The organism is Paraneptunicella aestuarii, assembly GCF_019900845.1.
Lineage (GTDB): Bacteria > Pseudomonadota > Gammaproteobacteria > Enterobacterales > Alteromonadaceae > Paraneptunicella > Paraneptunicella aestuarii.
Genome location: NZ_CP074570.1, coordinates 3,016,366 through 3,040,933, shown reverse-complemented (window position 1 = coordinate 3,040,933; position 24,568 = coordinate 3,016,366). Strand labels below are relative to the sequence as shown.

At 44.7% G+C, this 24,568-nt stretch carries 16 protein-coding genes and 2 CRISPR repeat arrays; of the genes, 10 read left to right on the top strand and 6 right to left on the bottom strand.

Features of this window, described 5'->3' with window-relative positions:
• Nucleotides 1-3: 3 nt before the first annotated feature.
• The 5 genes from KIH87_RS11835 to KIH87_RS11815 are packed head-to-tail and all read right to left on the bottom strand — an operon-like array spanning nucleotide 4 to nucleotide 4,373.
• Nucleotides 4-2,421, bottom strand: coding sequence for an ABC transporter permease (locus tag KIH87_RS11835; protein WP_232358072.1), 2,418 nt, complete (start codon nucleotides 2,419-2,421; stop codon nucleotides 4-6).
• The gene (locus KIH87_RS11830) at nucleotides 2,418-3,137 is read right to left on the bottom strand and encodes an ABC transporter ATP-binding protein (protein ID WP_232358071.1); all 720 of its coding nucleotides are present in this window, start codon (nucleotides 3,135-3,137) and stop codon (nucleotides 2,418-2,420) included. The genes KIH87_RS11835 and KIH87_RS11830 overlap by 4 nt, the downstream gene beginning before the upstream one ends.
• A 22-nt stretch (nucleotides 3,138-3,159) precedes the next feature.
• A complete protein-coding gene (locus KIH87_RS11825) occupies nucleotides 3,160-3,480 on the bottom strand; it encodes a hypothetical protein (protein ID WP_232358070.1) in 321 nt (106 codons plus the stop codon).
• Nucleotides 3,477-4,010: an RNA polymerase sigma factor gene (locus KIH87_RS11820; RefSeq protein WP_232358069.1), complete on the bottom strand. Its 534-nt coding sequence runs from the start codon at nucleotides 4,008-4,010 to the stop codon at nucleotides 3,477-3,479. The genes KIH87_RS11825 and KIH87_RS11820 overlap by 4 nt, the downstream gene beginning before the upstream one ends.
• A gap of 15 nt (nucleotides 4,011-4,025) precedes the next feature.
• Entirely contained in the window at nucleotides 4,026-4,373 is a 348-nt protein-coding gene (locus tag KIH87_RS11815; protein WP_232358068.1) for a DUF6249 domain-containing protein, read from the bottom strand.
• A gap of 1,007 nt (nucleotides 4,374-5,380) precedes the next feature.
• Here KIH87_RS11815 and KIH87_RS11810 point away from each other — a divergent pair.
• The 3 genes from KIH87_RS11810 to KIH87_RS11800 all read left to right on the top strand — a co-directional run bounded on the left by KIH87_RS11810 (nucleotide 5,381) and on the right by KIH87_RS11800 (nucleotide 10,298).
• Nucleotides 5,381-7,069, top strand: coding sequence for a DUF1800 domain-containing protein (locus KIH87_RS11810; protein ID WP_232361476.1), 1,689 nt, complete (start codon nucleotides 5,381-5,383; stop codon nucleotides 7,067-7,069).
• A gap of 15 nt (nucleotides 7,070-7,084) precedes the next feature.
• Entirely contained in the window at nucleotides 7,085-8,434 is a 1,350-nt protein-coding gene (locus tag KIH87_RS11805) for a DUF1501 domain-containing protein (RefSeq protein WP_232358067.1), read from the top strand.
• 1,681 nt (nucleotides 8,435-10,115) lie between these two features.
• On the top strand, nucleotides 10,116-10,298 hold the full coding sequence (locus KIH87_RS11800) for a hypothetical protein (protein WP_232358066.1): 183 nt from the start codon (nucleotides 10,116-10,118) through the stop codon (nucleotides 10,296-10,298).
• Between the two features lie 27 nt (nucleotides 10,299-10,325).
• A CRISPR array of direct repeats spans nucleotides 10,326-10,789; the repeat unit is 37 nt; unit sequence GTTTCACGGGCACTTCGCCCTGAGGTTTGGTTGCAAC.
• 412 nt (nucleotides 10,790-11,201) lie between these two features.
• Here the strand turns inward: KIH87_RS11800 and KIH87_RS11795 are convergent.
• Nucleotides 11,202-11,549: a hypothetical protein gene (locus KIH87_RS11795; protein ID WP_232358065.1), complete on the bottom strand. Its 348-nt coding sequence runs from the start codon at nucleotides 11,547-11,549 to the stop codon at nucleotides 11,202-11,204.
• A 796-nt stretch (nucleotides 11,550-12,345) separates the two neighbouring features.
• Nucleotides 12,346-12,653: a CRISPR direct-repeat array (repeat unit 35 nt; unit sequence GTTGCAGAGCTCTTAGGGCAGAGTGCCCGTGAAAC).
• 2,071 nt (nucleotides 12,654-14,724) lie between these two features.
• On the opposite strand from KIH87_RS11795, the gene KIH87_RS11790 reads away from it, so the two are divergent.
• From KIH87_RS11790 to KIH87_RS11760, 7 genes are all read left to right on the top strand, one after another.
• Nucleotides 14,725-14,949, top strand: a complete 225-nt coding sequence (locus KIH87_RS11790; RefSeq protein ID WP_232358064.1) for an addiction module protein — start codon at nucleotides 14,725-14,727, stop codon at nucleotides 14,947-14,949.
• Nucleotides 14,933-15,241 (top strand): type II toxin-antitoxin system RelE/ParE family toxin, encoded by a 309-nt coding sequence (locus KIH87_RS11785; RefSeq protein ID WP_232358063.1) that lies wholly within the window; start codon nucleotides 14,933-14,935, stop codon nucleotides 15,239-15,241. Before KIH87_RS11790 ends, KIH87_RS11785 begins: the two co-directional genes overlap by 17 nt.
• A gap of 394 nt (nucleotides 15,242-15,635) precedes the next feature.
• Nucleotides 15,636-17,321 carry a Cas10/Cmr2 second palm domain-containing protein gene (locus KIH87_RS11780; protein WP_232358062.1) on the top strand — a complete coding sequence of 562 codons (1,686 nt, stop codon included), beginning with the start codon at nucleotides 15,636-15,638 and terminating at the stop codon, nucleotides 17,319-17,321.
• The gene (locus tag KIH87_RS11775) at nucleotides 17,318-19,597 is read left to right on the top strand and encodes an RAMP superfamily CRISPR-associated protein (protein ID WP_232358061.1); all 2,280 of its coding nucleotides are present in this window, start codon (nucleotides 17,318-17,320) and stop codon (nucleotides 19,595-19,597) included. Before KIH87_RS11780 ends, KIH87_RS11775 begins: the two co-directional genes overlap by 4 nt.
• Entirely contained in the window at nucleotides 19,594-21,261 is a 1,668-nt protein-coding gene (locus tag KIH87_RS11770; protein ID WP_232358060.1) for an RAMP superfamily CRISPR-associated protein, read from the top strand. Before KIH87_RS11775 ends, KIH87_RS11770 begins: the two co-directional genes overlap by 4 nt.
• Complete coding sequence (locus KIH87_RS11765) at nucleotides 21,254-21,781, top strand: hypothetical protein (RefSeq protein WP_232358059.1); 528 nt, start codon at nucleotides 21,254-21,256, stop codon at nucleotides 21,779-21,781. The genes KIH87_RS11770 and KIH87_RS11765 overlap by 8 nt, the downstream gene beginning before the upstream one ends.
• Nucleotides 21,781-24,567, top strand: coding sequence for a hypothetical protein (locus KIH87_RS11760; RefSeq protein ID WP_232358058.1), 2,787 nt, complete (start codon nucleotides 21,781-21,783; stop codon nucleotides 24,565-24,567). Before KIH87_RS11765 ends, KIH87_RS11760 begins: the two co-directional genes overlap by 1 nt.
• The last annotated feature ends 1 nt before the right edge of the window (nucleotide 24,568 follow it).

Sequence of the window (24,568 nt, the reverse complement as noted above, 5' to 3'; positions counted from 1 at the left end):
TGTTTAGTTACGTAATATGAACGCCGGTGGTTGTGATAGCAGAGCTCGCATTGGCAAATAACAAGCTGCAAAAGAAATACCGACAATCACGGCCAAATTCACCACAAATATTCCAATCAGCTTCAAATTTACAAATTGATTGATGTCTTCATAGAACAAGAAGTACATACCTGTTAACAGTGCAATTTGAATGGCGATACCAATGACGATTGGAAGTAAGTTGTGTTGCACAATCAGGTTCACTAATTGGTTCTTCTTGGCTCCAATTGCTATACGGGTACCCAATTCGAAACGACGTTGTTGCACTGTATTATTCACTATGCCGTATATACCCAAGCTGGCGAGCGCAATGACCAGAACTGTTAAAACAGCAGAAATGGCTAATGTCGTGATTTGCTTAAACAAGGCCAGGTAATAAGTGTCTTGTAGAGGAATATATTCGCTAACGATGTAGTTATTCGATGTTTCCTTTACCTGTGACACGATTGTTTCACGACTGATATCAATACCTGGACTGGTCTTCACAAGGAAGTAGTTGGCAGCCAGTACGATAGGGGTATAAACGCGAGGAATATCCGTAGGTTGATTGGGTAGTTGGATACTTTTTACGACGCCAATGACTTCGTAAGGGGCGTCTTTACCTGTTGATAGTCGAGCTCCAATAGCGTTGCTACCTAACTGTTTGGCAAGGTGTTCATTGATGATCATCACGCGTTGTTCACTGCGCAATTCCTGTTCAGTAAAATTACGCCCCTCTATTAAAGGCTGTTTGAGTATGTTGAAGTATTGATGATCGATTTGTTTACGTAATGGCGTGAAAGATTCATCGGAAGCCATATCAGTCAGTGCCATTTTTGAGAAGCTGGCTAGTGGTGAGCCTGCCTGACTGATTTCTTCAACACCGGGAATGTTAAGCAGTGAATTACGCATTTCTGTCATGGCTACCACCGCTTCTTCTTTGGTGAAGCGGGTCTCATTGGCCTTATCTAAATATAGGCGTGTCACATTCTCCACTTCGAAACCCGTGTCGGTATCAATAATCAGTTTTGCATCCATGAATAAAGCGATATTACAGAAAATCAGGAAAGACGCTATGGCAACTTGAGTGGCGATTAGCACTTGCTGTTTCTTTCTGGATAACTGTAATCCTGAGCCTTTTCCTCCGGTTTGCAACATGCTGGCTAAGGCTTTGTAGCTAATGGCGTTGATGCTCAAATAGGCGAATATTAGAGCGAGTATTGTGCCAATGATCAGAGCACTTATTACCGTAATGGTATTCAGACTGAGCTCTTCAATTCTCGGCAGTACAGTGCTCATGTAAGTTTGTAATAACTCGAAACCGAATAGGGCAATGACAAAGGCGGTGATGATGGATGCTGCCATTAATATGCTTACTTCAACCAGTTTGTCGAAGAAAAGCTGATGTTTTCTGGCACCCACTGAGGCTTGAATTGCCATGTGTTTTTGCTGCTCGGCTGCGCGAGACATCATTAAACAGGCAATGTTTACACAGGTAATAACGACCAAACCGGATACACCTACCAGCAATAAAATGGCAAGGGTACTACTGTCACCAGTAATGAATTCCTTCATTTCCGTCATTTTGACGTTGATTGACCAGCCAGCAAAAAATTTCTTGCCGCTAACTTCCTGTTGCCATTTGGAATTGATTATGGGAGTGAGAACTTGCTCAGCCTGAGTTTTCGAATATTCATTGGTTAAACGACCAACCCAGAAAATAGATCCGTTGATGCTACTCCAGCTTTGGCGACGGTCTTCTGTTGTGGGGTTGAAGTCCCAAGCTAGCCACAAATCAGTATTTCGACCTTTTTCAGACAATTGAGGCTCAGAAAAGTCCTTAGCGGTTACGCCAACGATATTGAAAGTTTTGCCTCCAATATCGATTTTTTTATCCAAAATACCGGGATTGGAATCAAAGTGCTCTACCCAGGCATCGTAGCTCAAAATTGCATTGGTATTGAAGTTATCAAGACTCTCTTGAGCGTCAAATTGGCGACCCATATGCATGGGTACATCGAGCATGGTAAACCAGCCGTTACTGGCGTAGGTACTTTGAATCGTAGGTTGTGAAGGCTCTGATGTAATCACATCTTCACTGTAATACAGCGTTGCGGTTTCACTGAAAACCGATTGTTGTTTGTCTTGATATAAAACGCCGGGATAGGTGTAAGCTTCCCCCTTAACACCGCCTTTGTCATCCAGAAACTGGTTTGTGACAACATACAGTTGATCCGCGTTTTTATAAGGTAAGGGTTGAATAATCAGTAGGTGGCAAAGAGTTAATATACAGACTAATGCACCAAGGCTTACTCCAACACTTGTGATAACCGATAGAGAGTACGTGCGTTTCTTGAGAAGACTACGTAGTGCAAATCGAAATTGGTAGGCTAACTGATTCATACGGCTACTTCCGCTATCGCTTTTTCGGCAGGTTTACCTTGCATCAGAACACCATCTTTCAGTTTCAATTGCGTTTTTGTGGCGTTGGCATAGCGAGCGTCGTGCGTCACCATGCAGATGGTGACACCTTTTTCATTCAGGTCTGCCAATAGTTGCATCACCATGTCACCACTTTTTGTATCGAGGTTTCCGGTTGGTTCGTCAACCAGCAGTATAGTTGGGTGATGAACGATAGCGCGAGCAATGGCGATACGCTGTTGTTGTCCACCAGAAAGCTGGTTAGGAAAGTGCATTTTGCGGTGTGACATATCCACCATTTCTAGTGCTCTATTGACCAGCTTTTCGATTTCATCGGCAGAACGGCTTTTCATACTATAACGAAGTGGTAAAGCGACGTTGTCGAACGCATTTAGCTCATCAATCAGGTTGAAAGACTGGAATACAAAACCGATTTTTTCGTTGCGAATTTCTGCGCTTTGGTTGAAGTCTAATGATGTAACGTCGATACCGTCGATGAGATATTGTCCGCTGGTGGGGGTGTCTAACAAGCCTAAAATAGAAAGCAGGGTTGATTTTCCACAGCCTGATGGACCAGAAATAGAGACATAATCGCCAGCTGCTATTTCCAGATTAATATCGGATAAAGCGTGAGTTTCGACAAGTTCACTGTCGTAAACTTTGGATACTCCAGTTAGTTTTATTGGTGAATGTTGCATGTCATACCTTTTTTATTCGGAGTTAAACGTTGTCGATGTTGCTGACGGCACCAATCATTAATACGGTGACAAGTAACATCATTGTAGAGCCTTGCAGAGGCAGATTTTTGGCAATGTCAGACAAGATCGACATTGGTTCCACAAGAATAGATAGCGCGTTAAATTCGCTGGGCATAATAAGTAAAGCGATAATGGGAGCGAGCAATAACATGCCACCTAGCACCCATTTACGTACTCTTTGCTGTTTCTTAATGTCAGCCAGAACCTGTTGACTAAAACCATTGTCGGGAAGTTCGGCTTTATAACTGAGCATTTGCTCAAACGAGACTTCTTGAGAGTTCATGCAGCCTCCTCATTATTGAGTATTTGGGTCAGCTTGGCTTTGCCTCGGGTAATATGTGACTTAATAGTGCCTATGGCCGAGCCAGTAACTGTGGCTATTTCAGAATGACTCATACCTGCTGCGTAGGCTAGTGTCAGCATGGTTCTTTCGTCGATGCTTAATTTAGCCATAAGTTGCTCAAGCATGATGTCGTTTGTCTCATGCGTGATAAAAGGAGCAGGGGAGTGTAGGTTTGAATCGTCAATCAATTCATATTTAGCGTCTTTTTCCTGACTACGCAAAAAGCAATGATAGGCAATTTTGTGTAGCCAGGTTGATAGCTTGGAGTCGCCTCTAAAACTGTTCAAAGATGAAAACATTTTCATAAAGGTTTCTTGCGCCAAATCATCCGCCAAGGCGTGATCTCCGGCTGTTAAGCGTCGGAGAAATTGCCTGACTTGAGATTGATAACGAGTGACCAGTTGGTTGAACGCGTCTTCATCACTATTGGTGAGGAAGACGGCAATCAAATCGTTGTCACTGTGATTCATAACTACTACTTAATCTTATTTGTTTTGGTTTAGTTTCCAGACGATCAGAAAACCTATTCCCATGAAAAGTGGAAAAACGCCAACGGTGCCGAATTCTCTCATTGCATCTGTAATGATGCCTGCAACGAATGTCGCTACGCCGATTGAGGTAATAATAATGCCGCGGCGCAAATCTGCTATGCCGGTAGCACGATATGTGTTGAGCTGTTCAACCAGGTCGGGAGTAAGTTGAGTGCCGTTTTCCAATGTGGCTCGAATGGTTTTATGAACCTCCGAGTGATTGCGGCTATTCAGAAAAGAAAAAACAATAAATGCAACTGCAATACAGATTGACGCAATAATTGGAACATAAATTCCATCCATAAATCACCTTCTTGTAGATTAATAAAAACAATGTATTTACTTAGATACACCGACTATCCACTTTGGATGCAGTTACATAGAAAAAAATAAATTTTATTGCTTTTTTATCCTTTATGAGAGGAATGAGCGTTTATTAAACATTTTTAGCGAAGGTCATCTAATGAACAATGACCCGTTTCCCACACGGGAGCCATTTTAGGCTTAAAAGGATAATAAATGAAGGGTGAAAGCGATAAAGAGGGATAGAAGTTTGGGCGGGTTTGGCATAGATCAAAGTGTTAGTGATTGTGAAGGGGGCGTTTAAAGTGGATATTTGGGGAAGTTGATGTTGATGAATATGATGGGGCTGTCCCCTGAGGTTTGCTTGTAACGGTATGAGAGGGCTTAGAGGATGGTAGCAATCAAGTTTCACGGGCACTTTGCCCAATCAATCCCTACGTCATTCAGGCCTCCGAGCCCGATGCAAGAGAATAAAAAACCAGAGAATCAACAACAGTTGTGTCTGTTACAACCTTGCTAACTCCAACCACGTTTATTCGCGCTGTCCCTGGATATTACTTTCATTGAAGCGACAACGAGTTTACGGTTGTTTAACCTATTCGTGGTATTTGGTTCCTGCCACGACGTCTTGTCGCGTCGTTCGTTCCTTTTGGCGTAATTACCTATTACGCCAAATCTGCTAATGCATGGCTATTCTATCTTCTTTGATGACATCCCTCTGCTTTCATATCTTCTTGCTAAAATTGATTTTTTCTTGTTTGTGATCCTGGCTTAATTTTTTGTCACGTAAGGAAAAAAATAATCATTGGTATTTTTTAATACCAGAAAATATAACCGTATCGTTGCATCCTGTGTTTAAATTAAAAATTGAAGGTTAAATATTTTATCCTTCTGCTAAGGTTCTTTTTATCTCTTCGTGAAAGCTTCTTTCACAAATCAGTATCTTTCGAAAGCTTTTAAATATGCCATTTGAATCTACATAAATATTATTGGGAGTGTATACAGTGATGAGAGTGCTATGGAGTGACTTTTATATTACTTGTTTGTCTGTAGGCAATAAGATTTCCTTATTGTATTCAGGACAACAACATAAATTGAATATGCGCGTTAAAACGCGCCTATTACATGGGCTGCTGTTATTCAGCGTTGTGATGACATCAAGCACTTTTGCCATGGAGCCCGCTGATGCCGCCCGCTTATTACAGCAAGCGACTTTTGGGCCTACAGCCTCAGAGGTTGAAAAGCTGAAAACCATGACGGCGGAAGCGTGGATTGATCAGCAATTGAGTTTGCCAGCCACCTTGCATCGCCCTTATCTCCCGGAAGGTGACCTGGCAAGATCCAATCATCAACGAATTAACGTATGGTTTAAAACGGCACTTCATGCTGAAGACCAGTTACGTCAGCGCATGGCATACGCCTTAAGTGAGATATTTGTGGTATCGCAAGTTGGTAACATCATGCTCAGGAAGCAATCCGGCTTGATGTATTACTACGACACTCTGATTAATGGTGCTTTGGGTAACTACCGAGACCTGATGTATGACGTGACCATGCATCCGGTGATGGGCACCTATTTAACCTATTCACCCAACGAAGCACATGATGGTGACGGAGCGAGTGAGGCCGATGAAAACTATGCTCGCGAAATTATGCAGCTGATGTCTTTGGGTCCTTATTTACTGCAACAAAACGGTGAATATCAATTACAAGATGGCGAACCCGTTGCCACTTATTCTCAGGAACAGATAAAGGGCTTTGCCAAAGTGTTCACTGGCTTATGTTATGCCGACAGATGTGACGAACGATTTGCCACGATGGAAACTCCCATGACCGCAAACTATTCCAAGCATGATGTGTCGGAAAAACAGTTACTTTCCACGGTATTGCCTGCTAATCCAGATAGTGTGAAATCAGATATTGATGCGGCATTGGATGATATCTTTGCGCATCAGAACATCGCGCCTTTTGTCAGTAAACGATTAATCCAGCTTTTGATTACATCCAATCCAACACCGGCTTATGTCGCACGGGTTGCCGCCGTTTTTAATAATAATGGCAAAGGCGTGAAAGGCGATATGGCTGCGGTAGCCAAGGCCATTTTTCTAGACGATGAAGCTCGCAATGGTCATGTATCCGGCAATGCTGACAATTACGGTAAGTTAAAAGAACCCATCATCATGCTAACCAATTACTTCAGAGCGTTGGATGTCTATCCTGAAGGCGATGCTCCCTATTATTACGGCCTTGAGGGAAGCATTGGGCAAGCGCCGCTGGTTGCGAATTCAGTGTTTAACTTTTTCAGATTCGACTTTACTCAACCCGGTTTGCCAGAAGGCATGGTTTCGCCAGAATTCCAAATTAACAGTGAAGACCGATGGATAACAACGAACAACTTCTGGCTCAATGAAGTCCGGTTCAAAACCTCTCGTTATGACAGTCTCGCTGCACTTATTGAGAGTTACGATACCAGAGAAGCGGGCTTAAATGCTTATGCAGATTATATCGACCTGATGTTTACTCAAGGGCAAATGAGCGCGGCATTGCGTGCGCAAGTTATTGGTTTATTGCAAGTTACCCGCGACAAAGATTTAAGAGCAGACGGCACGCGTAAAAATCAATTTTTCGATCAGGACGCCATTGGCAACGTGATGATCATGTTGTTTTTAAGTCCCGAATTTGCCATTCAACGTTAATCAGAGGGAAATATCATGAAAGATTTACGTATTAATCGCCGCGCTTTTATCAAACAAGCCGTTATGGGGAGCCTTGGCGCTGCGGCTTATGTCTCGTCTGGTTTGCGCATGGTCAGTGCAGCTGCGACTCCCGGCAGCGATTACAAAGCCTTGGTCTGTGTGTTTCTGTATGGTGGAAACGACTCCTTTAATATGTTTACCCCGATGACTGGCGCGTCAAGGCAAGCCTATGAAGATGTGCGAGGCAATCTGGCTCGCCCATTGGGGCTTGAAGTTACGCCAGCCAACATGACATTCGCGGATGGTATCGCCTTTGATCAGAACATGAGCGCATTAAGAACCTTGTTCAATAATGGCGCATTAGCGATTCAGGGTAACGTTGGCCCTCTTGTTGTTCCCATGTATAACAGTGACGGCAGTGTAAACAGCAACGCCAAAAAGCCACACGGATTGTATGCGCATGACGGCTCTCAGGAAAACTGGATGCGGGGTGCCGACCTGAACCAGAAAATGGGCGGTTGGGGCGGTCGTATGTTAGATAGCTGGCACAACAATAATGCCGTACAGGAGGCTAACTTTATTCGTGATATCAGTCTTGGCGGAACGAATACCTGGCAACAGGGCATACGCTACAGTCCCTACGCCACTAATTCGGACGGGTTTATTGAGACATCGTTTCTGACAACGGGCACCGGGCTGTTATCAACCCGTACCAACGCGATTAATAACTACAGGACGAATTTCTCCACCAGTAATCGTTTACAACAAGCCTTTTTCGACCTTTACAGCAGCGCCATTGATAATAACGCTAGTTTGGCAACCCAAATAGCGGCGGTGGCTGACAGTACAGTAACTTATCCAGCCACAAACCTTGGCACTCAGCTGAATACCGTCGCCAAACTAATTGAAATTGGCAGAGCGAATGGAGTAGGGCGGCAAATCTTTTTTGTCGGGCTAGGAGGCTTTGATACCCATAAAAATCAGGTTAATACGCACCCGGCCTTGTTAACTACGCTGAGTGAAGCGCTAGCCAGTTTTTATCAAGACACCCAGGTAAAAGGCATCGAAAACGAAGTGACTACCTTTACCATGTCTGAATTTGGTCGCTCATTGCGCTCCAATGGCGATGGAACCGACCACGGCTGGGCAGGGCATCAACTGATACTGGGCGGTTCCGTTGATGGGAACAAGATCTACGGTGATATGCCGGAGCAAACCGTCGACTTCAACTTGATCCCAACCACAGCGAACGAGCAAATGTTTGCGTCGTTAGCCACATGGTTTGGCGTATCTCAACCGGACATCAATGAATTATTCCCCAACCTGCATCAGTTTAATAACGATATAAACTATTTTCGTTCTTAGTCAGACTGGTTCTGGTTAACGCTGTAAATCTGGTTTATGTCACACAAGCAAGGCTCTTCATCCTTAACGGGTGGGTGCCTTTTTCTTTTGGGCTGAGCTCACCAATATGGATTTGTCACCGGCACTTTGCCCAATCAATCCGTCGTCATTCCGGCCTACGAGCCCGATGCAAGAGAATAAAAAAACAGAGAATCAACAACGGTTGTACCTATTTGAACCGCACCATATTCAACCACGTTTATTCGTCTCATCCCTGAGACTCACCCCCATCGGGCCCATGCTAAAGCATGCTCACCAAGATTTGTTGGAACAAATCAGAACAGCGTTAGCTGGCTTGCGAAGCAAGTGGAGCACATGGAAGTGCGACATAAAACGTTCCCGACATTTTTGTCACGGGCACTTCGCCCTATCAGTCCTCCGTCATTCCGGCCTACGAGCCCGATGCAAGAGAATAAAAAACCAGAGAATCAACAACAGTTGTGTCTACCTGAACTGCACCACATTCAACCACGTTTATTCGTCTCATCCATGGGTATAACTTTCATTGAAGCGACAACGAGTTTACGGTTGTTTAACCCATCCATGGTGCTTGGTTCCAGCCGCGACTTCCTGTCGCGTCGTTCGTTCCTTTTGGCGTAATTACCTATTACGCCAAATCTGCTGACGCAGACCGGAGCCTCACCCCCATCGGGCCCATGCTAAAGCATGTTCACCAAGATTTGTTGGAACAAATCAGAACAGCGTTAGCTGGCTTGCGAAGCAAGTGGAGCACATGGAAGTGCGACATAAAACATTCCCGATGGATTTGTCACGGGCACTTCGCCCAATAAGTCCGTCGTCATTCCGGCCTACGAGCCGGAATCTAGAGAATCAACAACGGTTGTGTCTGTTACAACCTTGCTAACTCCAACCACGTTTATTCGCGCTTTCCCTGCGCTCACCCCTTCGGGGCTAGCCTTCGGCTATTCAAAAATGTTCCCGACATTTTTGTCACGGGCACTTCGCCCTATCAGTCCGTCGTCATAGCGGCCTACGAGCCGGAATCTAGAGAATCAACAACGGTTGTGTCTGTTACAACCTTGCTAACTCCAACCATGTTTATTCGCGCTTTCCCTGCGCTCACTCCTTCGGAGCCATGCTAAAGCATGTTCGAATCTTCTCCCGAAAGATTCGTCACGGGCACTTCGCCCTGAGGTTTGGTTGCAACTCTGCATGTGGCTTTAAACTCCCTGAATTAGTCGGTTTCACGGGCACTTCGCCCAATCAATCCGTCGTCATTCCGGCCTCCGAGCCGGAATCCAGAGAATCAACAACGGTTGTGTCTGTTACAACCTTGCTAACTCCAACCACGTTTATTCGTCCCATCCATGGATATAACTTTCATTGAATCGACAACGAGTTTACGGCTGCTTAACCCTTCCATGGTACTTGGTTCCAGCCGCGACGTCCTGTCGCGTCGTTCGTTCCTTTTGGCGTAATTACCTATTACGCCAAATCTGCTTCGCAGACCGGAGCCTCACCCCCATCGGGCCCATGCTAAAGCATGTTCAAATCCATTCCCGATGGATTTGTCACGGGCACTTCGCCCTGAGGTTTGGTTGCAACATGATGCTGAAAAAGTTAGATAACTATTTGTAAAGTTTCACGGGCACTTCGCCCTGAGGTTTGGTTGCAACCACCCGTGATTAATACGTTAGATGTATGGTCAGGTTTCACGGGCACTTCGCCCTATCAGTCCGTCGTCATTCCGGCCTACGAGCCGGAATCTAGAGAATCAACAACCGTTGTGTCTGTTACAACCTTGCTAACTCCAACCATGTTTATTCGCGCTTTCCCTGCGCTCACTCCTTCGGAGCCATGCTAAAGCATGTTCGAATCTTCTCCCGAAAGATTCGTCACGGGCACTTCGCCCTGAGGTTTGGTTGCAACTTCTGTAGCGTGTGTATTGCTCCGCCTGACTCCATGTTTCACGGGCACTTCGCCCTGAGGTTTGGTTGCAACCATCCAATGTACTAGGGGCAATAGACCTCTGCGTGTTTCACGGGCACTTCGCCCTGAGGTTTGGTTGCAACAAAAAGCCCCGATGTCAGACCTATCGGGGCTTTGTTTCACGGGCACTTCGCCCTGAGGTTTGGTTGCAACGTGGACACGGTGTTTACAGTTTCGGTGATCATATGTTTCACGGGCACTTCGCCCTGAGGTTTGGTTGCAACCACCCCCTAGTGAAGAAATTGCACAACCCCTAGTGTTTCACGGGCACTTCGCCCTGAGGTTTGGTTGCAACATTTGATTCAGCGTCAGGCTGAGGAGTTAATGTGGTTTCACGGGCACTTCGCCCTGAGGTTTGGTTGCAACTCCCTCTGTTGTTGGCCTTATTCCTTGCGGCCTGGTTTGGTGTTTTCCGCTAACCTCTTTATTTAGCCTTGATATTGAGGTTTTTGGTGCAATGTCCATTTGCGTTTGTGTTGCTAACTGGTTGATTGTTAAAGAGCTTTTGTTTTCCGCTAATCGTTTTTCTTATGTCTGGCTGAAAAAGTGTTTTATTTCAGCAAGTTAAGTAGGTTTTTTGACAAACCTTGCAATGAGCACTTTAGGTTAGCGGATGTCGGGCGGTATTAAACCCCGAGGTTGGCATTGTAAGGCAATGGGATGTTGTGAGCTAAGGTTTTTTATTTCGGCTATTTCGACTATTCCATTTCACCAATAAAGGAGGCCATTAACACAAGCCTCCCGAAACGGCCTGCCATGAATTCGCTACATGAATTTTCTACATGAGCACTGGCGTTGACCTGGTGATTTGCATGAGCAAACCTTCAATGGCGTGGGAAAAATCCTGCTTTAACTCGTCTTGCCGGAACTGTAATTCTGCAATGCCCGCCAATTGCCCACACAACTGAGGTTGAGTCGTAATTAATACATACCCGGGAAGTACCAATAACGATGCCTGAGCCTGTGAGAGAGAAGAGCCGAATACAGGCTCGCCCGTGTGGTTCTGGCTGCCTGAATTCGCATGAAAAAGCGACAACCAACGCTGTTTTAACACCAAATTCCCCCGTTCAAGCGGAAACTCTTTGACAAAACATCCCCCAAAGCCCTTAAAATCATGTTCAGCCATTATAAACTCCTTGATAGTTTGTGATGGTTAGCTGCTTTTGGGTGTTCGAGCACCTAAAAGCGGCGACTATTTAATACGGTTTAAATTTCTTTTTTCTTTTTACTTTCTCTTCCCTTTTTCGATTCGTCACATCAAACATCAGAAACAGCTAAAAATATATCAAAAATAGAAAATATAGAGAAAGAATAAAAAGGAATGCAAGGCCGAAAATAAGCACAAAAAGTGATAGTAAAAACACCTGTAATTAATTGACTTTGTTGAATTAAATTGCTTTTATTTGACTCGTTGAAAAGGAATGGGAAAACACCAAAAAGAGACAACAGGATAAAAGCATAGAATACTTAAAAAAGGACTGATAAATGTTGATTTTTGAGTTGTTTTATATATTTCAAAAAGGAATTAATGCTAAAAAATCACCATGAAATTGATATAAGTAACAGATTGTTTCGGCTTTTTAAAATAACTCAATTAAAACAATGGGTTATGAATTTAATTTCTTGCTTTTTCAAAAAACACATGGTGACACCCCTTTAATAACGGGAAGACAAGCAACAAATGAAACTTGCAAAAACAGTAATGAAAAGCCATGATTTTTACCAATAAAAAATTGGTGGGTGAGAGCCGCCCGGAAATTGCGAGAGCGCGCAGCAATTTCAGGCTCGAACGCGAGGCATGGATGCCGAGCTGGAAGCCCTCACCATGGAAGGGTTCAACAACCGAAAACACGTTCTTTAATAAATGATGGTAGTAAAGCCCTTCTGTAGCCCTTTAAAATCAAGGCCTCCAGAAGCCCGCTGTTGCAGAGCTCTTAGGGCAGAGTGCCCGTGAAACGCATAATAAAAGCACTGCCATTCTAGGTATTCAGTTGCAGAGCTCTTAGGGCAGAGTGCCCGTGAAACCCAAAATCTCATATTTATCAGACATTTATTAATGTTGCAGAGCTCTTAGGGCAGAGTGCCCGTGAAACTCTTTTTCCATTTTTTATTATCTCTTCGTTTATGGTTGCAGAGCTCTTAGGGCAGAGTGCCCGTGAAACAAATTATTTGCGTAAAAATACGCAGAGAAAAGTGTTGCAGAGCTCTTAGGGCAGAGTGCCCGTGACAAAATTGCCGGGAGCGTTTTATGTCGCACTTCCATGTGCTCCACTTGCTTTGCAAGCCAGCTAACGCTGTTCTGATTTGTTCCAACAAATCTTGGTGAATAGCCGAAGGCTAGCCCCGAAGGGGTGAGTCCCATGGATGGGACGAATAAACATGGTTGGAGTTAGCAAGGTTGTAACAGACACAACCGTTGTTGATTCTCTGGATTCCGGCTCGGAGGCCGGAATGACGACGGACTGATTAGGGCAGAGTGCCCGTGAAACCTTACACCCCGAACACTGCCCCTGTCTTTTTTTATGTTGCAGAGCTCTTAGGGCAGAGTGCCCGTGACAAAAACGCCTGGAGCGTTTTTATGTCGCACATCCATGTGCTCCACTTGCTTCGCAAGCCAGCTAAAGCTGTTCTGATTTGTTCCAACAAATCTTGGTGAATAGCCGAAGGCTAGCCCCAAAGGGGTGAGTCCCATGGATGGGACGAATAAACATGGTTGAATGTGGTGAGATGGTTTTTGACCCCACCCTAGCCCTCCCCTTTTCCAGGGGAGGGGACTTTGACGGCGGATTAATCAGGGCAGAGTGCCCGTGAAACGACAATAAGTTTATGGCCAAGAAAGAAATTATCATGTTGCAGAGCTCTTAGGGGTGAGGCTCCGGTCTGCGAAGCAGATTTATCGTGATAGGTAATCACGATAAAAGGAACGAATGACGCGACAGGAAGTCGCGGCTGGAACCCAGCACCACGGATGGGTTAAACAACCGTAAACTCGGTGGTGATTAGTGGACAGGGTTTAGTGCCCGTGAAACCATAAATAACTCAAACATAAAAATTATCCTTCTTAGTTGCAGAGCTCTTAGGGGTGAGGCTCCGGTCTGAGTAAGCAGATTTGGCGTAATAGGTAATTACGCCAAAAGGAACGAACGACGCGACAGGAAGTCGCGGCTGGAACCAACCACCATGGATGGGTTAAGCAACCGTAAACTTGTTGGCGCTTCAATGAAAGTTATATCCATGGATGGGACGAATAAACATGGTTGAAGTTAGCAAGGTTGTAACAGACACAACAGTTGTTGATTCTCTGGATTCCGGCTCGGAGGCCGGAATGACGACGCATTGATTAGGGCAGAGTGCCCGTGAAACAACGGCTGTCGCGCTCCCGAAGGATTATGGGTTAATAAAGTTGCAGAGCTCTTAGGGCAGAGTGCCCGTGACAAAATTGCCGGGAGCAATTTTGAATAGCCGAAGGCTAGCCCCGAAGGGGTGAGCGCAGGGAAAGCGCGAATAAACGTGGTTGAATGTGGTGGAGACTTCCAGACAAGCACCTGTTGAATCTGGTGTGTTGTTGATAAGAGCGATGATTAGGGCAGAGTGCCCGTGACAAAAATGTCGGGAACATTTTTGAATAGCCGAAGGCTAGCCCCGAAGGGGTGAGTCCCAAGGATGGGACGAATAAACATGGTTGGAGTTAGCAAGGTTATAACAGACACAACTGTTGTTGATTCTCTGGATTCCGGCTCGGAGGCCGGAATGACGACGCATTGATTGGGCAGAGTGCCCGTGACAAATCCATCGGGAATGGATTTGAACATGCTTTAGCATGGCCCCGAAGGGGTGAGCGCAGGGAAAGCGCGAATAAACATGGTTGGAGTTAGCAAGGTTGTAACAGACACAACTGTTGCTGATTCTCTGGATTCCGGCTCGGAGGCCGGAATGACGAAGGATTGATTAGGGCAGAGTGCCCGTGAAACAAAGGCGAGCCGTCGGCATGACCCATGAAGTCATTGTTGCAGAGCTCTTAGGGGTGAGGCTCCGGTCTGCGAAGCAGATTTATCGTGATAGGTAATCACGATAAAAGGAACGAACGACGCGACAGGAAGTCGCGGCTGGAACCAAATACCACGGACGGGTTAAACAACCGTAAACTCGATGGTGATTAGTGGACAGGGTTTAGTGCTCGTGCCAAAAACGCTCAAATACGTTAAATCTAAATACGCTGCCTTATTTGATAACGGCTTGAGCTTTGCTCTTTATTGCCAGAGTGTTATCTTCTAGATAATACCCTTTGAATCGTAAGTGCTATGAAAAATCAACAATCGGATATTATTGATACAGCCTTGTCATTACCTTCTGAGGCTCGAATAGAGCTGGTAGAGCGTTTATTGAAAAGTCTGGATACACCGACCTCAGAATTTGAAGATGTTTGGGGTAAGGAAGTTGAGTCCAGAGTTGATGCATTAAACTCGGGTCAATTGGAAACAGTTTCAGCAAAGGATGTGTTGAAAAAGTATGCAAAAAAAGGTTGAGTTTGCAAGGCTTGCTCAGTTGGAGTTAGATAATGCTTTCGAGTATTACGAATCTCAATTGAATGGCTTGGGTGATCGCTTTATCTCAGAAGTTAACTCTGGCCTTAAACGGATTATCGCATACCCCTCTTCTTGGCAACGGGTAAGTGAACGAACTCGAAGGTGCTTGCTTCATAACTTTCCTTACGGCCTGATTTACACAGAGAATGAAAAATCTATCGTTATTCTTGCTGTGGCAAATTTGCATCGTAAGCCAGACTATTGGGTTAGTCAGCAAGGTGACCAATATTAATGAATTGGTGTAGTTGGTGCGGTTCAGATAGATACAACAGTAGTTTATTCTCTGGTTTTTGACTCTATTGCGTCGGGCTCGTCGGCTGAACTTATCCCCCCTCAAAACAGAGGTGCTTATGTCGACGGTCTTATGACGATGGATTGGTTGGACATTGATTTAACAAAGCTCCATTACTTCTCTCGCAATATCGCTTTTCTATCTTTAACTATTTCTATTTACCTTTCCTTATCTTTGTCCTTTTTAATTAATTCCTTTAAACGCCTTTTGTTAAGCTATTTTAACTCGAGTTTGATCTGAATCTGTTAAAAATATAATAAGGTATAAAACATTTGCATATGTTTTGATTTGTGCTATCCATAATGGCTGATTTTTCAGGAATAAGGATGGTGATGTGAGTTTTATCGTTAAGATTGAATTTGGGGGCATTCAGCGGTTTATTTTTGATGTTCCAAGGTTGGCGGTTATGCGTGGTGCGAATGCGTTGCTGGGGCAGGTGATCCGTCAGGATTTGGTTAACCTGGCTGGAACACATAACTGTAGTGCTCCTGCTGGGAAGTTTGAGCTTGATGGGGCTATTGAGGGTGATCCATTAGGGGGCGATGACGACCCAAACGCTATGTGGCAAAAAGGCATTTTAAGCCGTGATGGTGGGCATTTTACGGCACATTTCTCTGAAAAAGGCAAAGCTAAAGCCTTTATTAAGGAAGCTACTGCACATATTGCCAAAGAGTTGCCGGGAATTACCGTACAAGTGAAGTGCCACGAGCTTGATAGTGAAGGTAATTTAATTGAAGAAAATAGTGTTAGTTCTTCTCCAACCGATGATTCTTATTATTCTCCCCAATTGAACATTCCGCCTTTACCTGTATTTCAGCCGTGCCAGTTAAGTCATGAAGGTGTGGCTCAGGAAATAGCGAGAAAAAGTAATGACGATAAGTTTTGGGTATCGTCTTCTGTGAGTTTGCGCCATGAACAGGGTAAAGCAAAATCGAATAAACCGTCACAGGACGTAGGCAGTTTATTGATTCAAGGGCTTTCAACCCTTCCAAATGCACTGGAAAAAGCCGAAGAATTGAATCACCTCGCTGGCGATGATTACCTGGCGCTAATTGTTGCCGACGGTAACAACATGGGTAACCGAGCCAAGGCTTATTTAAAGAATAAATCTGAGAATGAGGCACTTAGCTACCTTGAAAAAGACGCGTTGTTTGAGTCCTTCTACCACGCTGCGCGTGTGGCTATGCGTAAGTCGGTTAAAGCCGCCTTAACCACTACTTTTGAAAAATTTGCCTTTGAGGAAACCCGCCCGTTTGAATTGTTTATGTTGGGGGGCGACGATTTAATGCTGGCTTGTCGTGCCAAGTACGCTTTGCCTTTGGTGTCTGAGATTGCCAATAAACTGCAAAGCCAAAACTTACGTGATGGCGAGCCCTTGTCGATGGGGTTTGGGGTTGCCATCGCCAAGGCAGCTTTACCTATGCATCGTTTACATCATGTGGCAGAAGCGTTGGCAAGTTCGGCCAAAGTGAAGTGGCGAGGGTTGCCTAAAGCCCAACAGCGTTATTCAACTGTAGATTGGGAAGTGATCACTCAAGCATGGGTGGATGAGCCTATCGACGCTCGCCTTCAAAACCATATTCACAAAGTTAACAATAAAACGCTGTTGACCACCGCAAAGCCCTACCTTTGCAGCGCAGAAGAGGGGACGGGAAATGGCAACACTATGACGCTAGATCGTTTGCTAGAAGCCGACGATAGCTTACAAAAAGCATTGCAAAAAGAAGGTGCTCCAGCCCGTAGCCAAATGCTGAATGCCTTGTCGTTGTTGCCGCAGGGTGAGCTGGCTTCAACGATAGCCTGGCAAAAAGTACCGCCCAATACCCGACACTGCGTAGAACAGGCCATGCAGCTTCAATCGCAAGGCGACGCTAATACCGCAGGTTTCCCCTGGATGAAGATTGATAATGATCCGGCTGTAATGATGAGCTACTACGCCGACTTAATGGAAGTTCACGAACTTAAAAACAAGTTACGTCGTATGAGCAACGAAAAAATGGGCAAGGAGGTTAACGCATGAGCCAGCCATACGTTAATAGTTACACATTCACGCTAACCTTACTGGAAGACACTCACATCGGTACGGGCGTTGGAAATGGTCTTGTAGACAGTTTTAATACCCGTGACGACCAAGGCTACCCTATTATTTGGCGACAACATCTAAAAGGTATTTTGCGTGAAGCGGCGTTCGATTGGGCGCGTTTTACGGGTAACAAAGAACATCTGAAAACGGTAAATGCCTTGTTTGGCGCGGAAAGAGAGAACCTTGATCAAGGTTGTTTGATTGTGTTCTCTGCTGAGTTGTCGGAAGAAGACAAGCAAGTTCGTTCGCCAGAGTCATTTTTTATTGAGCTTTCTTCCACGGCTTTGGGCAAGCAAGCTCATAAAGATACAAAAAATGAAATGAGCAAAGAACGTAGCTTATATAACCGTGCTGCTCAAGATGCCAGCTTACGTACCAAGCAATACATGCGCGCCGGGACTGAGTTTACCTGTCGCTATCAGTTCTTTGGTGTGTCCAGTGACCAAAGCTCGAAACTTAAAACATACCAAGAAGCCATGTTGTGCATTCTAAAGCGCATGTATGCGCTGGGAAGCCAAAAACATCGCGCTACCGGGGCGATACAACTGGGCTGTCTCAAACCGACCCCCGAAATTGAAAACGCCTCAGTTAACCAGCAAAGCAAGGTGGAGTTTAAGGGCGAAAATACCCTTGTTCAGCTTACGCTTGAAGCCCTTGAACCTGTGCGCCTGCCTTCTACCAATAAACCCGGCAATGTAGTGCCTACCGACACCTTTATTGACGGCAATAAAATGTTGGGAGCCTTGGCAAACTGGTGTAAGCAAAATAAACAACCAGCTCTATTTAATCGGCTTATTAATGGCGAATTGGGTGTTGGCTATGCTTATCCCGTTCCGGCTAGCGACGTAAATTTCTGTTTTCCTCTACCTCAACATTTTGGCGTTGCAAAAGCTGGTGCGAGTCAAGGGGCAGTTGAAGGTGAGCAGGAACAAGCTGGCTCTAGCGCTGTTTCATTACCTTGGTGGTTCAATAACACTAAAACGCTGCCTCAAGTGAATGCGCCTGTTGTAGGGGAAAGAGAGGGGGAGTCATCAGCGCCGAAGCTCAAAAAAGTAGGAGAGGGGCATTATGTTTCTTTTGTTAAAGATAAGGCCGACAGTTGGGCATTGTTGAAGCAAAAAACAGCGATTCACATGCGCAACGGTTTAACGAATCGAGACTCGAAGCGAGATGATGCCAACCTGTTCACCGAGGAAGTGTTGCCCAAGGGAACCTTGTTTTCATGCCAGCTATGTGTTCCCACAAAAGCATTGCTGGAAGAACTGAATCACGGGATGTTAACGGGTTTGCTACAAGGGCAGCCCTTATTGATAGGACGAGGTGGGGCACCTGTACGAGTAGTCAACGCTGTTTCTGTAGCCAAGCCAAAGATGCCAGCAATAACAGAAAAAACAAGCTCAGTGACAGTGGTGACAACGTCACCCTGGCTAGTGTACGACGATAACTTGCAGCCCTATTCAGAGTTGTCGGTAGAAATGCTGGCAAAGGCACTTAATCTAAACGGTGAAACCATTCCTGAAGAGCATCTTTTCAAACGAAGTTCTACCACTGCTATTACAGGCTTTAACCCTGCCAGTGGTTTGCCTAAACGATCTGAGCAAGCAATTGCTGCGGGTAGTGTATTGCATTTTGATTGGCAAAATCTCACGCATGAGCAACGGGAACTGGTAACACAGTTGTTAGTGAAATTGTTTGAGAAACCGGCTATTGGGCAACGGCAAGCGCAGGGCTTAGGGCGATTTTATGTCTATGCTGATGTCCCTGAGCTGGTTTGGGCAAGTGCTGGAACACAAGAAGCCAATAACAGTTCGTCGCCATACTGCAATACTGAAAAGCTTTATGAACAAGCGGATTTACTTTGGAAAGATAAAATTTCAGATAGCCTTAAAAAGACTATTAAGGACACCGATAAAAACGTCAGTAAACAGCAGTGGCAGCAGTTAAGGCAAAAGGTTAGGCGGCTGGAATATGAACATGCTTCTGGAACAGACTCCAGTTCCGCTATTGCTGATTTGTTTAAGCAATTTACCAAGCGCGAGATCCACAACAATGCCTGGTTGAGCGTAGAGCAAGCTTTCAAGGTTTGGGAGGAGGAAATTAAGGGCAAGGTTTTCGGTGACCAAATTACTTTTAGCTTGTATTTCTTCGACAAAATCTGGTTGCACATCACTGCCGATAAGCAACAGGTTAATGACAAGGAGGCCGCAGAATGAGTGCTCAACAGTCAAATCCGAAAAATTACCGTACATTATTTGTAGGTAAATTAGTCCAAAAATCAGAGTTTTCCACTGGCGGTGCCGATGCGCAAACCACAATCGACATGCCTGTGTTACGAGATGGACAAGGGCGTTTTATTTTGCGCGGAACCTCGCTGGCAGGGGCGTTAATCGACACAGCCAGAAAGCGTTATAAAGGTTCGTTACCGCGAGAAGTGACCAGTAAAGGCCATAGTAAGGTAGACGAAGCGCCAGTTCCGTCCAACTGGATTTTGCACAATGCTCATTTGCAAGAAGGTTGCCAGCCAAAACTGATGGTGCGCCAGCAGGTAAAAATTAACGAAATCACTGGTGCGCAGGAAGAAGGAGCGTTATTCGACATTGAAACTCTGTCGCATATTGATGCAAAGGGTAACCCAATTAGCTGGGATTTTCTGATGGAGGTGAATACGTTTGATGCGCTATCCCAAGGAAAACCCGAAGCACGACTTGATGAAAAGGCTGATTCAAACGGACAAATTCTGGAAGAGCAATTGGCTGCTTTGGCATTAAAGCACTGGGCTGATCATGGGGCGTTTCTGGGGCGAAAAGTAGCAGCAGGATTAGGCTGGTTTCAATTAACGGACTTAAAAGCGGTTCGACTGACTACCGCGCAAGCCGACAAGTGGCCTGATGCGTTTCAGTCACCTAAAGAGACTGCTGATGATCTGGTTAATAACCCTGCTCATGAAGTCTCTCGTCACATTTATGCCAGTGACAATGAGGATTGGAACGAAGCGTTTGGCTTACAACAGTTACCTATAGGCCATTGGAAAACCAGGCGTTATCGCTACAGTTTAACACCGGGTATCGACGCAGACGGCTATGGGCTTAACGGCTATTTGGTCGGTGGTCATAACGTGGACGATGTAATGGATACGGTGCGTAAACAGGCTTCCAAGCCACCGGGTTATGAGCCAGAACCTGAACAAAGGAAGAACGACCGAGGTGAAGTAATAAAAGTATACCCCGAGGCATTTTACTCTGTGCCCAGCTCTCAACCCGTGATGGATGCACAAAACGATCCCTATATTCCCGGTTCCAGTATTCGCGGCGTTTTTGCTCATGAATGCTGGCGCTTGTTGAACTGTGGCAAACCCAATAACAAAGGTGTCACCCATCGCAATAACCCAGAAGCCAATAGCTCAGAAACCAATAATGCCTACAACAAACTGTTCGGCACCACCGAAGAAAGCAGCTACATCTTCTTTAGCGATGCTCGCTTGAAAGAAGCGCAACCGCAAGGGCAAGGCGAAAAGCAAGAGCAACCGCAAGCGCAAGAGCAAGAGCAAGAGAAAAAGAAAAACTGGGACTCCTTGTTGCTTCACGGACACGCACAAGACGAATTTATCGGCGGCGTGTACGAAAGCAGCAAGCACATGCGTTGTTCAATTATTAGTGGAGCCCTGGAAGGGGAAATTGTGATCACCGCACCCGAAGAAGATATGGCCAAGCATGAGCAGCTTCTTGGCGCAGCCATTGAAATGGCAAAACTTGGCCTGCTTGCTGTGGGTAGTAAGCAATGGGTAGACAGTGGCTGGTTAACATGGACGTTTGAAGAAGACGCACAGGCTGCACCCGTGAATGACGAGTCGAAACAACAGGAGGTGCAACATGGCTAATACAATGAATTCGCCCTTAAGGAACGTGTTAGAACAATGGTGTGGCGAAGGCTCGTTGGAAGGCACCAGCTTTATGAGCAAAGATGTGGGCGATACCTGCTTTATTTGGGTAGAGCCTGTCACGTTAGGAAATAACGAACTTTTCCCCAGCTACTTTAGCAATATAGACGATTTGCAAGAAGCGTTAGTTCAGCAGCCTGAGCGCCAAATTAGCGAAGCCATTATCAGTACACCCAGGCATTACCTGCGTTTACTCACCGACACTGGCAACTTGCTAGCAGCCGAACACCAGCCTTGTTTTGTGCTGCATAAAACGCTGGATGAAAGTGCTGAGCAGAAACCCGTTGAGCGGAAGGTTTATTCACAACAAGAACTCGACATACGCTTTAGCCAAAAAGCTCAAGAAGCGAATCCGTCACTAAATAAACAGCGGTGGGTGTTTAAGCAGCAAGGTTCCGCCTTGTTTTTTAATGGTGAAACTGCATCGGAAAGTAATTGCAAAGAAGAGGGAGGTGAGTGATGAAGCTTTTCAAATTTAAGGAGTTTGAATACAAAGGCGGTAAACGAAAAAATCGCTTTATTGTCATTGAATCTGATTCTGACTCTGGTGACACAGAACACTTCATATCGTTAAATAAATTGAGATTTCAGGAAAATATATATTTTGATGTTTTGTTTTTTAGGTTTAACGAAGAATTGCTGGATTTTGAGCGAGATGAAAATGAGTGCCGAGTGATGGAAAACAATGCACTTGCTGACTTAATTGAAGAAAATACTTTTCATTTTCTGGCTGAGCCAGCAGTGCGCGATGGCAAATCTATTTTGACTAATGTCGCAATATTCTTGGGTGAAATAAGTGATGTTGTAACGGCGCTAAAATCGAAACAGAATATCGAGACAAATGGCGAAGAAGAACAAAGCAAAGAGGATGTCTATACCGAATTAAAGTTCTTCTCAAAAGAAGAGCTAGTTCCTCAAAAGCAAGAAAACATTCGTAAGGGAGTCGATGCGCCTTATCATCATATTCCACAGGTGGTTCAAAACGGAAAACTGAATACGGTTTATGTGAACACAGTTGGTCATCATACCTATTTTGAAGATACATTTAGTGGCACGTTAAATTGCACAATTACCTGTTTAACCCCTGGGCATTTTGGTAACTATCAAGTGCCACTTAGTCAACTTTCATCTTTAAACATTAGTGGTAAAGAAAGTCTTGAACCCCTTCGTGAGTACATCAAAAACACTTTACTTAATAAGCAGAGTGATTCAAAAAGTTTAAAGAAAGCTGAGCAAGCGTTTGAAAAAAAGACAATATCGTTACCGAATTTCATTGAACATGAAGAGCAACAATTGTCATTAATTCATGGTTCCAGCTTAATGGGGATGTTGCGGAATAATATTGGTGCTTTAGTTTCAGCACCCATGCAAAGAGTTGCAGAAAAGACTTTGTCCTATCGCCCTAATTTGAATGTAAAAAAATTAGAGGGTCTGCAACGCAACAAAGGAGCATTTGCTGCAACCGTTGAAGATGTGCGCTATGACCAGCAATCTAATGAAGTTTGCGAGATCATTGTAAATCTCTATCGGTTAAATGATGTTAAATTTCCTGAAGAGCATGAAGGTGGTTATAGGGGGTTTAATTACGCAGGGGAACGTCTGCGCTATCTTGATGGAATTGATGCTGATAGAGCATTTACAAAACTATTCCATCTTGCCAATAAAAGAAAAGTCCCACTTGTATATGATGAAGTTTATTTAAAAGGCAATCCGATTCTTAACCGAGAAATATCTTCAGAGGAAATAAGTAACTACCAGTTTGTAATTGATGACCAATTAATTGAACAATTTAAGCAAACTACAGAACACCTAAAGGATTCAAAGCACGGTCATATTGATTCACACCACCCGCATTTTGGTAATACAGGCAAAAAGCAAAAAGGAGTTACATTACAAAGTGTCAAAGACGGCATTAATGCACAGAGAAATTTAGCAAATTGGGCGCCGAATGATAAAGGCCGGTTGCTGATCTTTGTGGAAGCAGAAATTGATAAACAAGGTAATCCATACAATATTGTTTCGTTTGGTAACCACTACCGTTACCGATGGATCTACAAGGATTCGGTGAAGCTGCTCAACAACTCAAATGGTCAAGGCAAGCTTAGAGCTGAACTGGCTCTAGGTGAAGAAGAAGCCTTTAATTCCCATGCATTACCTGAGCAGCTTAATATTATGCGAAATATGTTTGGGGATGTTGCACAGCTTGAGCAAATAGATAACAGCGAAACGTCATCAAGTTCTTTTAGTAAATTGGCAGGTAAAGTCAGTGTGAATCACGCGGTCGAGTGGTTGGGAGAGCAGAATAAGAGAAGGTCAATTTCTGATATTGGGCTTTGCTGGGCGATGCCAAGAACAGGTACACCGAAGGCCAATGCGGAGCATAATTTGATACAAGACGAAGATTCGCCAGAGATGAATACTTGGGGTTGGGTAAATGGGGATGAAGATTCGCAGCTAGCAGGCCGAAAATTTTATCGTCATCAGAAGCACCCTGTATCTTACCAGGTTAATCCGGAAAAACTTCAGCTATCTAAAAACCTATCTGAGGTGTACTCGCCAACGTTGGCATATGTTTCCCCAAACGAAACTCAATATCGCTCCAATATTCGCTTTAAGGGGCTAAGCCGAGTAGAGCTTGGAATGCTATTGATTTCAGTTCAACCGGATTTGTTACTGAAACCAGAGATTTCAGTTGTCTTGCCAGAAAATGTTAAGCAGTACATTGAAACTGTGCGAGCCAATAGCGTTGAAGGAAAGCCTGTTTTTGCTAATAAATTGGGCTATGGGAAGCCGATGGGGTTAGGTTCGGTAGTGTTTAACATTGATAGGCATGACTTGATAATCATCCCGAAAAAAACTGATTCCAGACCATTTGAAGCGCTAGGCAGTGATGATGATCTTTCGAAGGTTATTGTTGCTGCAATAGAATATATGCACAGGCATATGCTTGATTCAAAAGGGGGCTCTTGTTGGGGAGATGTTTTATTGCCTTGGCTGATATTGCATAACTTCCAACATGCAGAAGGACAAATTGTGTATCCCGTGGCGGAGGACAACAAGGGAAAAACTATCATGAAGTATCATGGCAACGTGAGAGGAAACCAGATTGCACAAAGACGCGTTGTTAATGGGCAAAAGCCCAAATTTATTTCTGATGTTTTGGAATCTGGTGAGTCACCTGAATATGGCCTCCTAAAACCTCACTCCAAGCTCAAAGAAGCCTTACCAGAGAAAACAGGCAAATAAC

Excerpts from the sequence above, each read along its gene's own strand:
- KIH87_RS11835 (WP_232358072.1), bottom strand. The coding sequence starts at position 2,421 with ATGAATCAGTTAGCCTACCAATTTCGATTTGCACTACGTAGTCTTCTC.
- KIH87_RS11830 (WP_232358071.1), bottom strand. The coding sequence starts at position 3,137 with ATGCAACATTCACCAATAAAACTAACTGGAGTATCCAAAGTTTACGAC.
- KIH87_RS11825 (WP_232358070.1), bottom strand. The coding sequence starts at position 3,480 with ATGAACTCTCAAGAAGTCTCGTTTGAGCAAATGCTCAGTTATAAAGCC.
- KIH87_RS11820 (WP_232358069.1), bottom strand. The coding sequence starts at position 4,010 with ATGAATCACAGTGACAACGATTTGATTGCCGTCTTCCTCACCAATAGT.
- KIH87_RS11815 (WP_232358068.1), bottom strand. The coding sequence starts at position 4,373 with ATGGATGGAATTTATGTTCCAATTATTGCGTCAATCTGTATTGCAGTT.
- KIH87_RS11810 (WP_232361476.1), top strand. The coding sequence starts at position 5,381 with ATGAGAGTGCTATGGAGTGACTTTTATATTACTTGTTTGTCTGTAGGC.
- KIH87_RS11805 (WP_232358067.1), top strand. The coding sequence starts at position 7,085 with ATGAAAGATTTACGTATTAATCGCCGCGCTTTTATCAAACAAGCCGTT.
- KIH87_RS11795 (WP_232358065.1), bottom strand. The coding sequence starts at position 11,549 with ATGGCTGAACATGATTTTAAGGGCTTTGGGGGATGTTTTGTCAAAGAG.
- KIH87_RS11790 (WP_232358064.1), top strand. The coding sequence starts at position 14,725 with ATGAAAAATCAACAATCGGATATTATTGATACAGCCTTGTCATTACCT.
- KIH87_RS11785 (WP_232358063.1), top strand. The coding sequence starts at position 14,933 with ATGCAAAAAAAGGTTGAGTTTGCAAGGCTTGCTCAGTTGGAGTTAGAT.
- KIH87_RS11775 (WP_232358061.1), top strand. The coding sequence starts at position 17,318 with ATGAGCCAGCCATACGTTAATAGTTACACATTCACGCTAACCTTACTG.
- KIH87_RS11770 (WP_232358060.1), top strand. The coding sequence starts at position 19,594 with ATGAGTGCTCAACAGTCAAATCCGAAAAATTACCGTACATTATTTGTA.
- KIH87_RS11765 (WP_232358059.1), top strand. The coding sequence starts at position 21,254 with ATGGCTAATACAATGAATTCGCCCTTAAGGAACGTGTTAGAACAATGG.
- KIH87_RS11760 (WP_232358058.1), top strand. The coding sequence starts at position 21,781 with ATGAAGCTTTTCAAATTTAAGGAGTTTGAATACAAAGGCGGTAAACGA.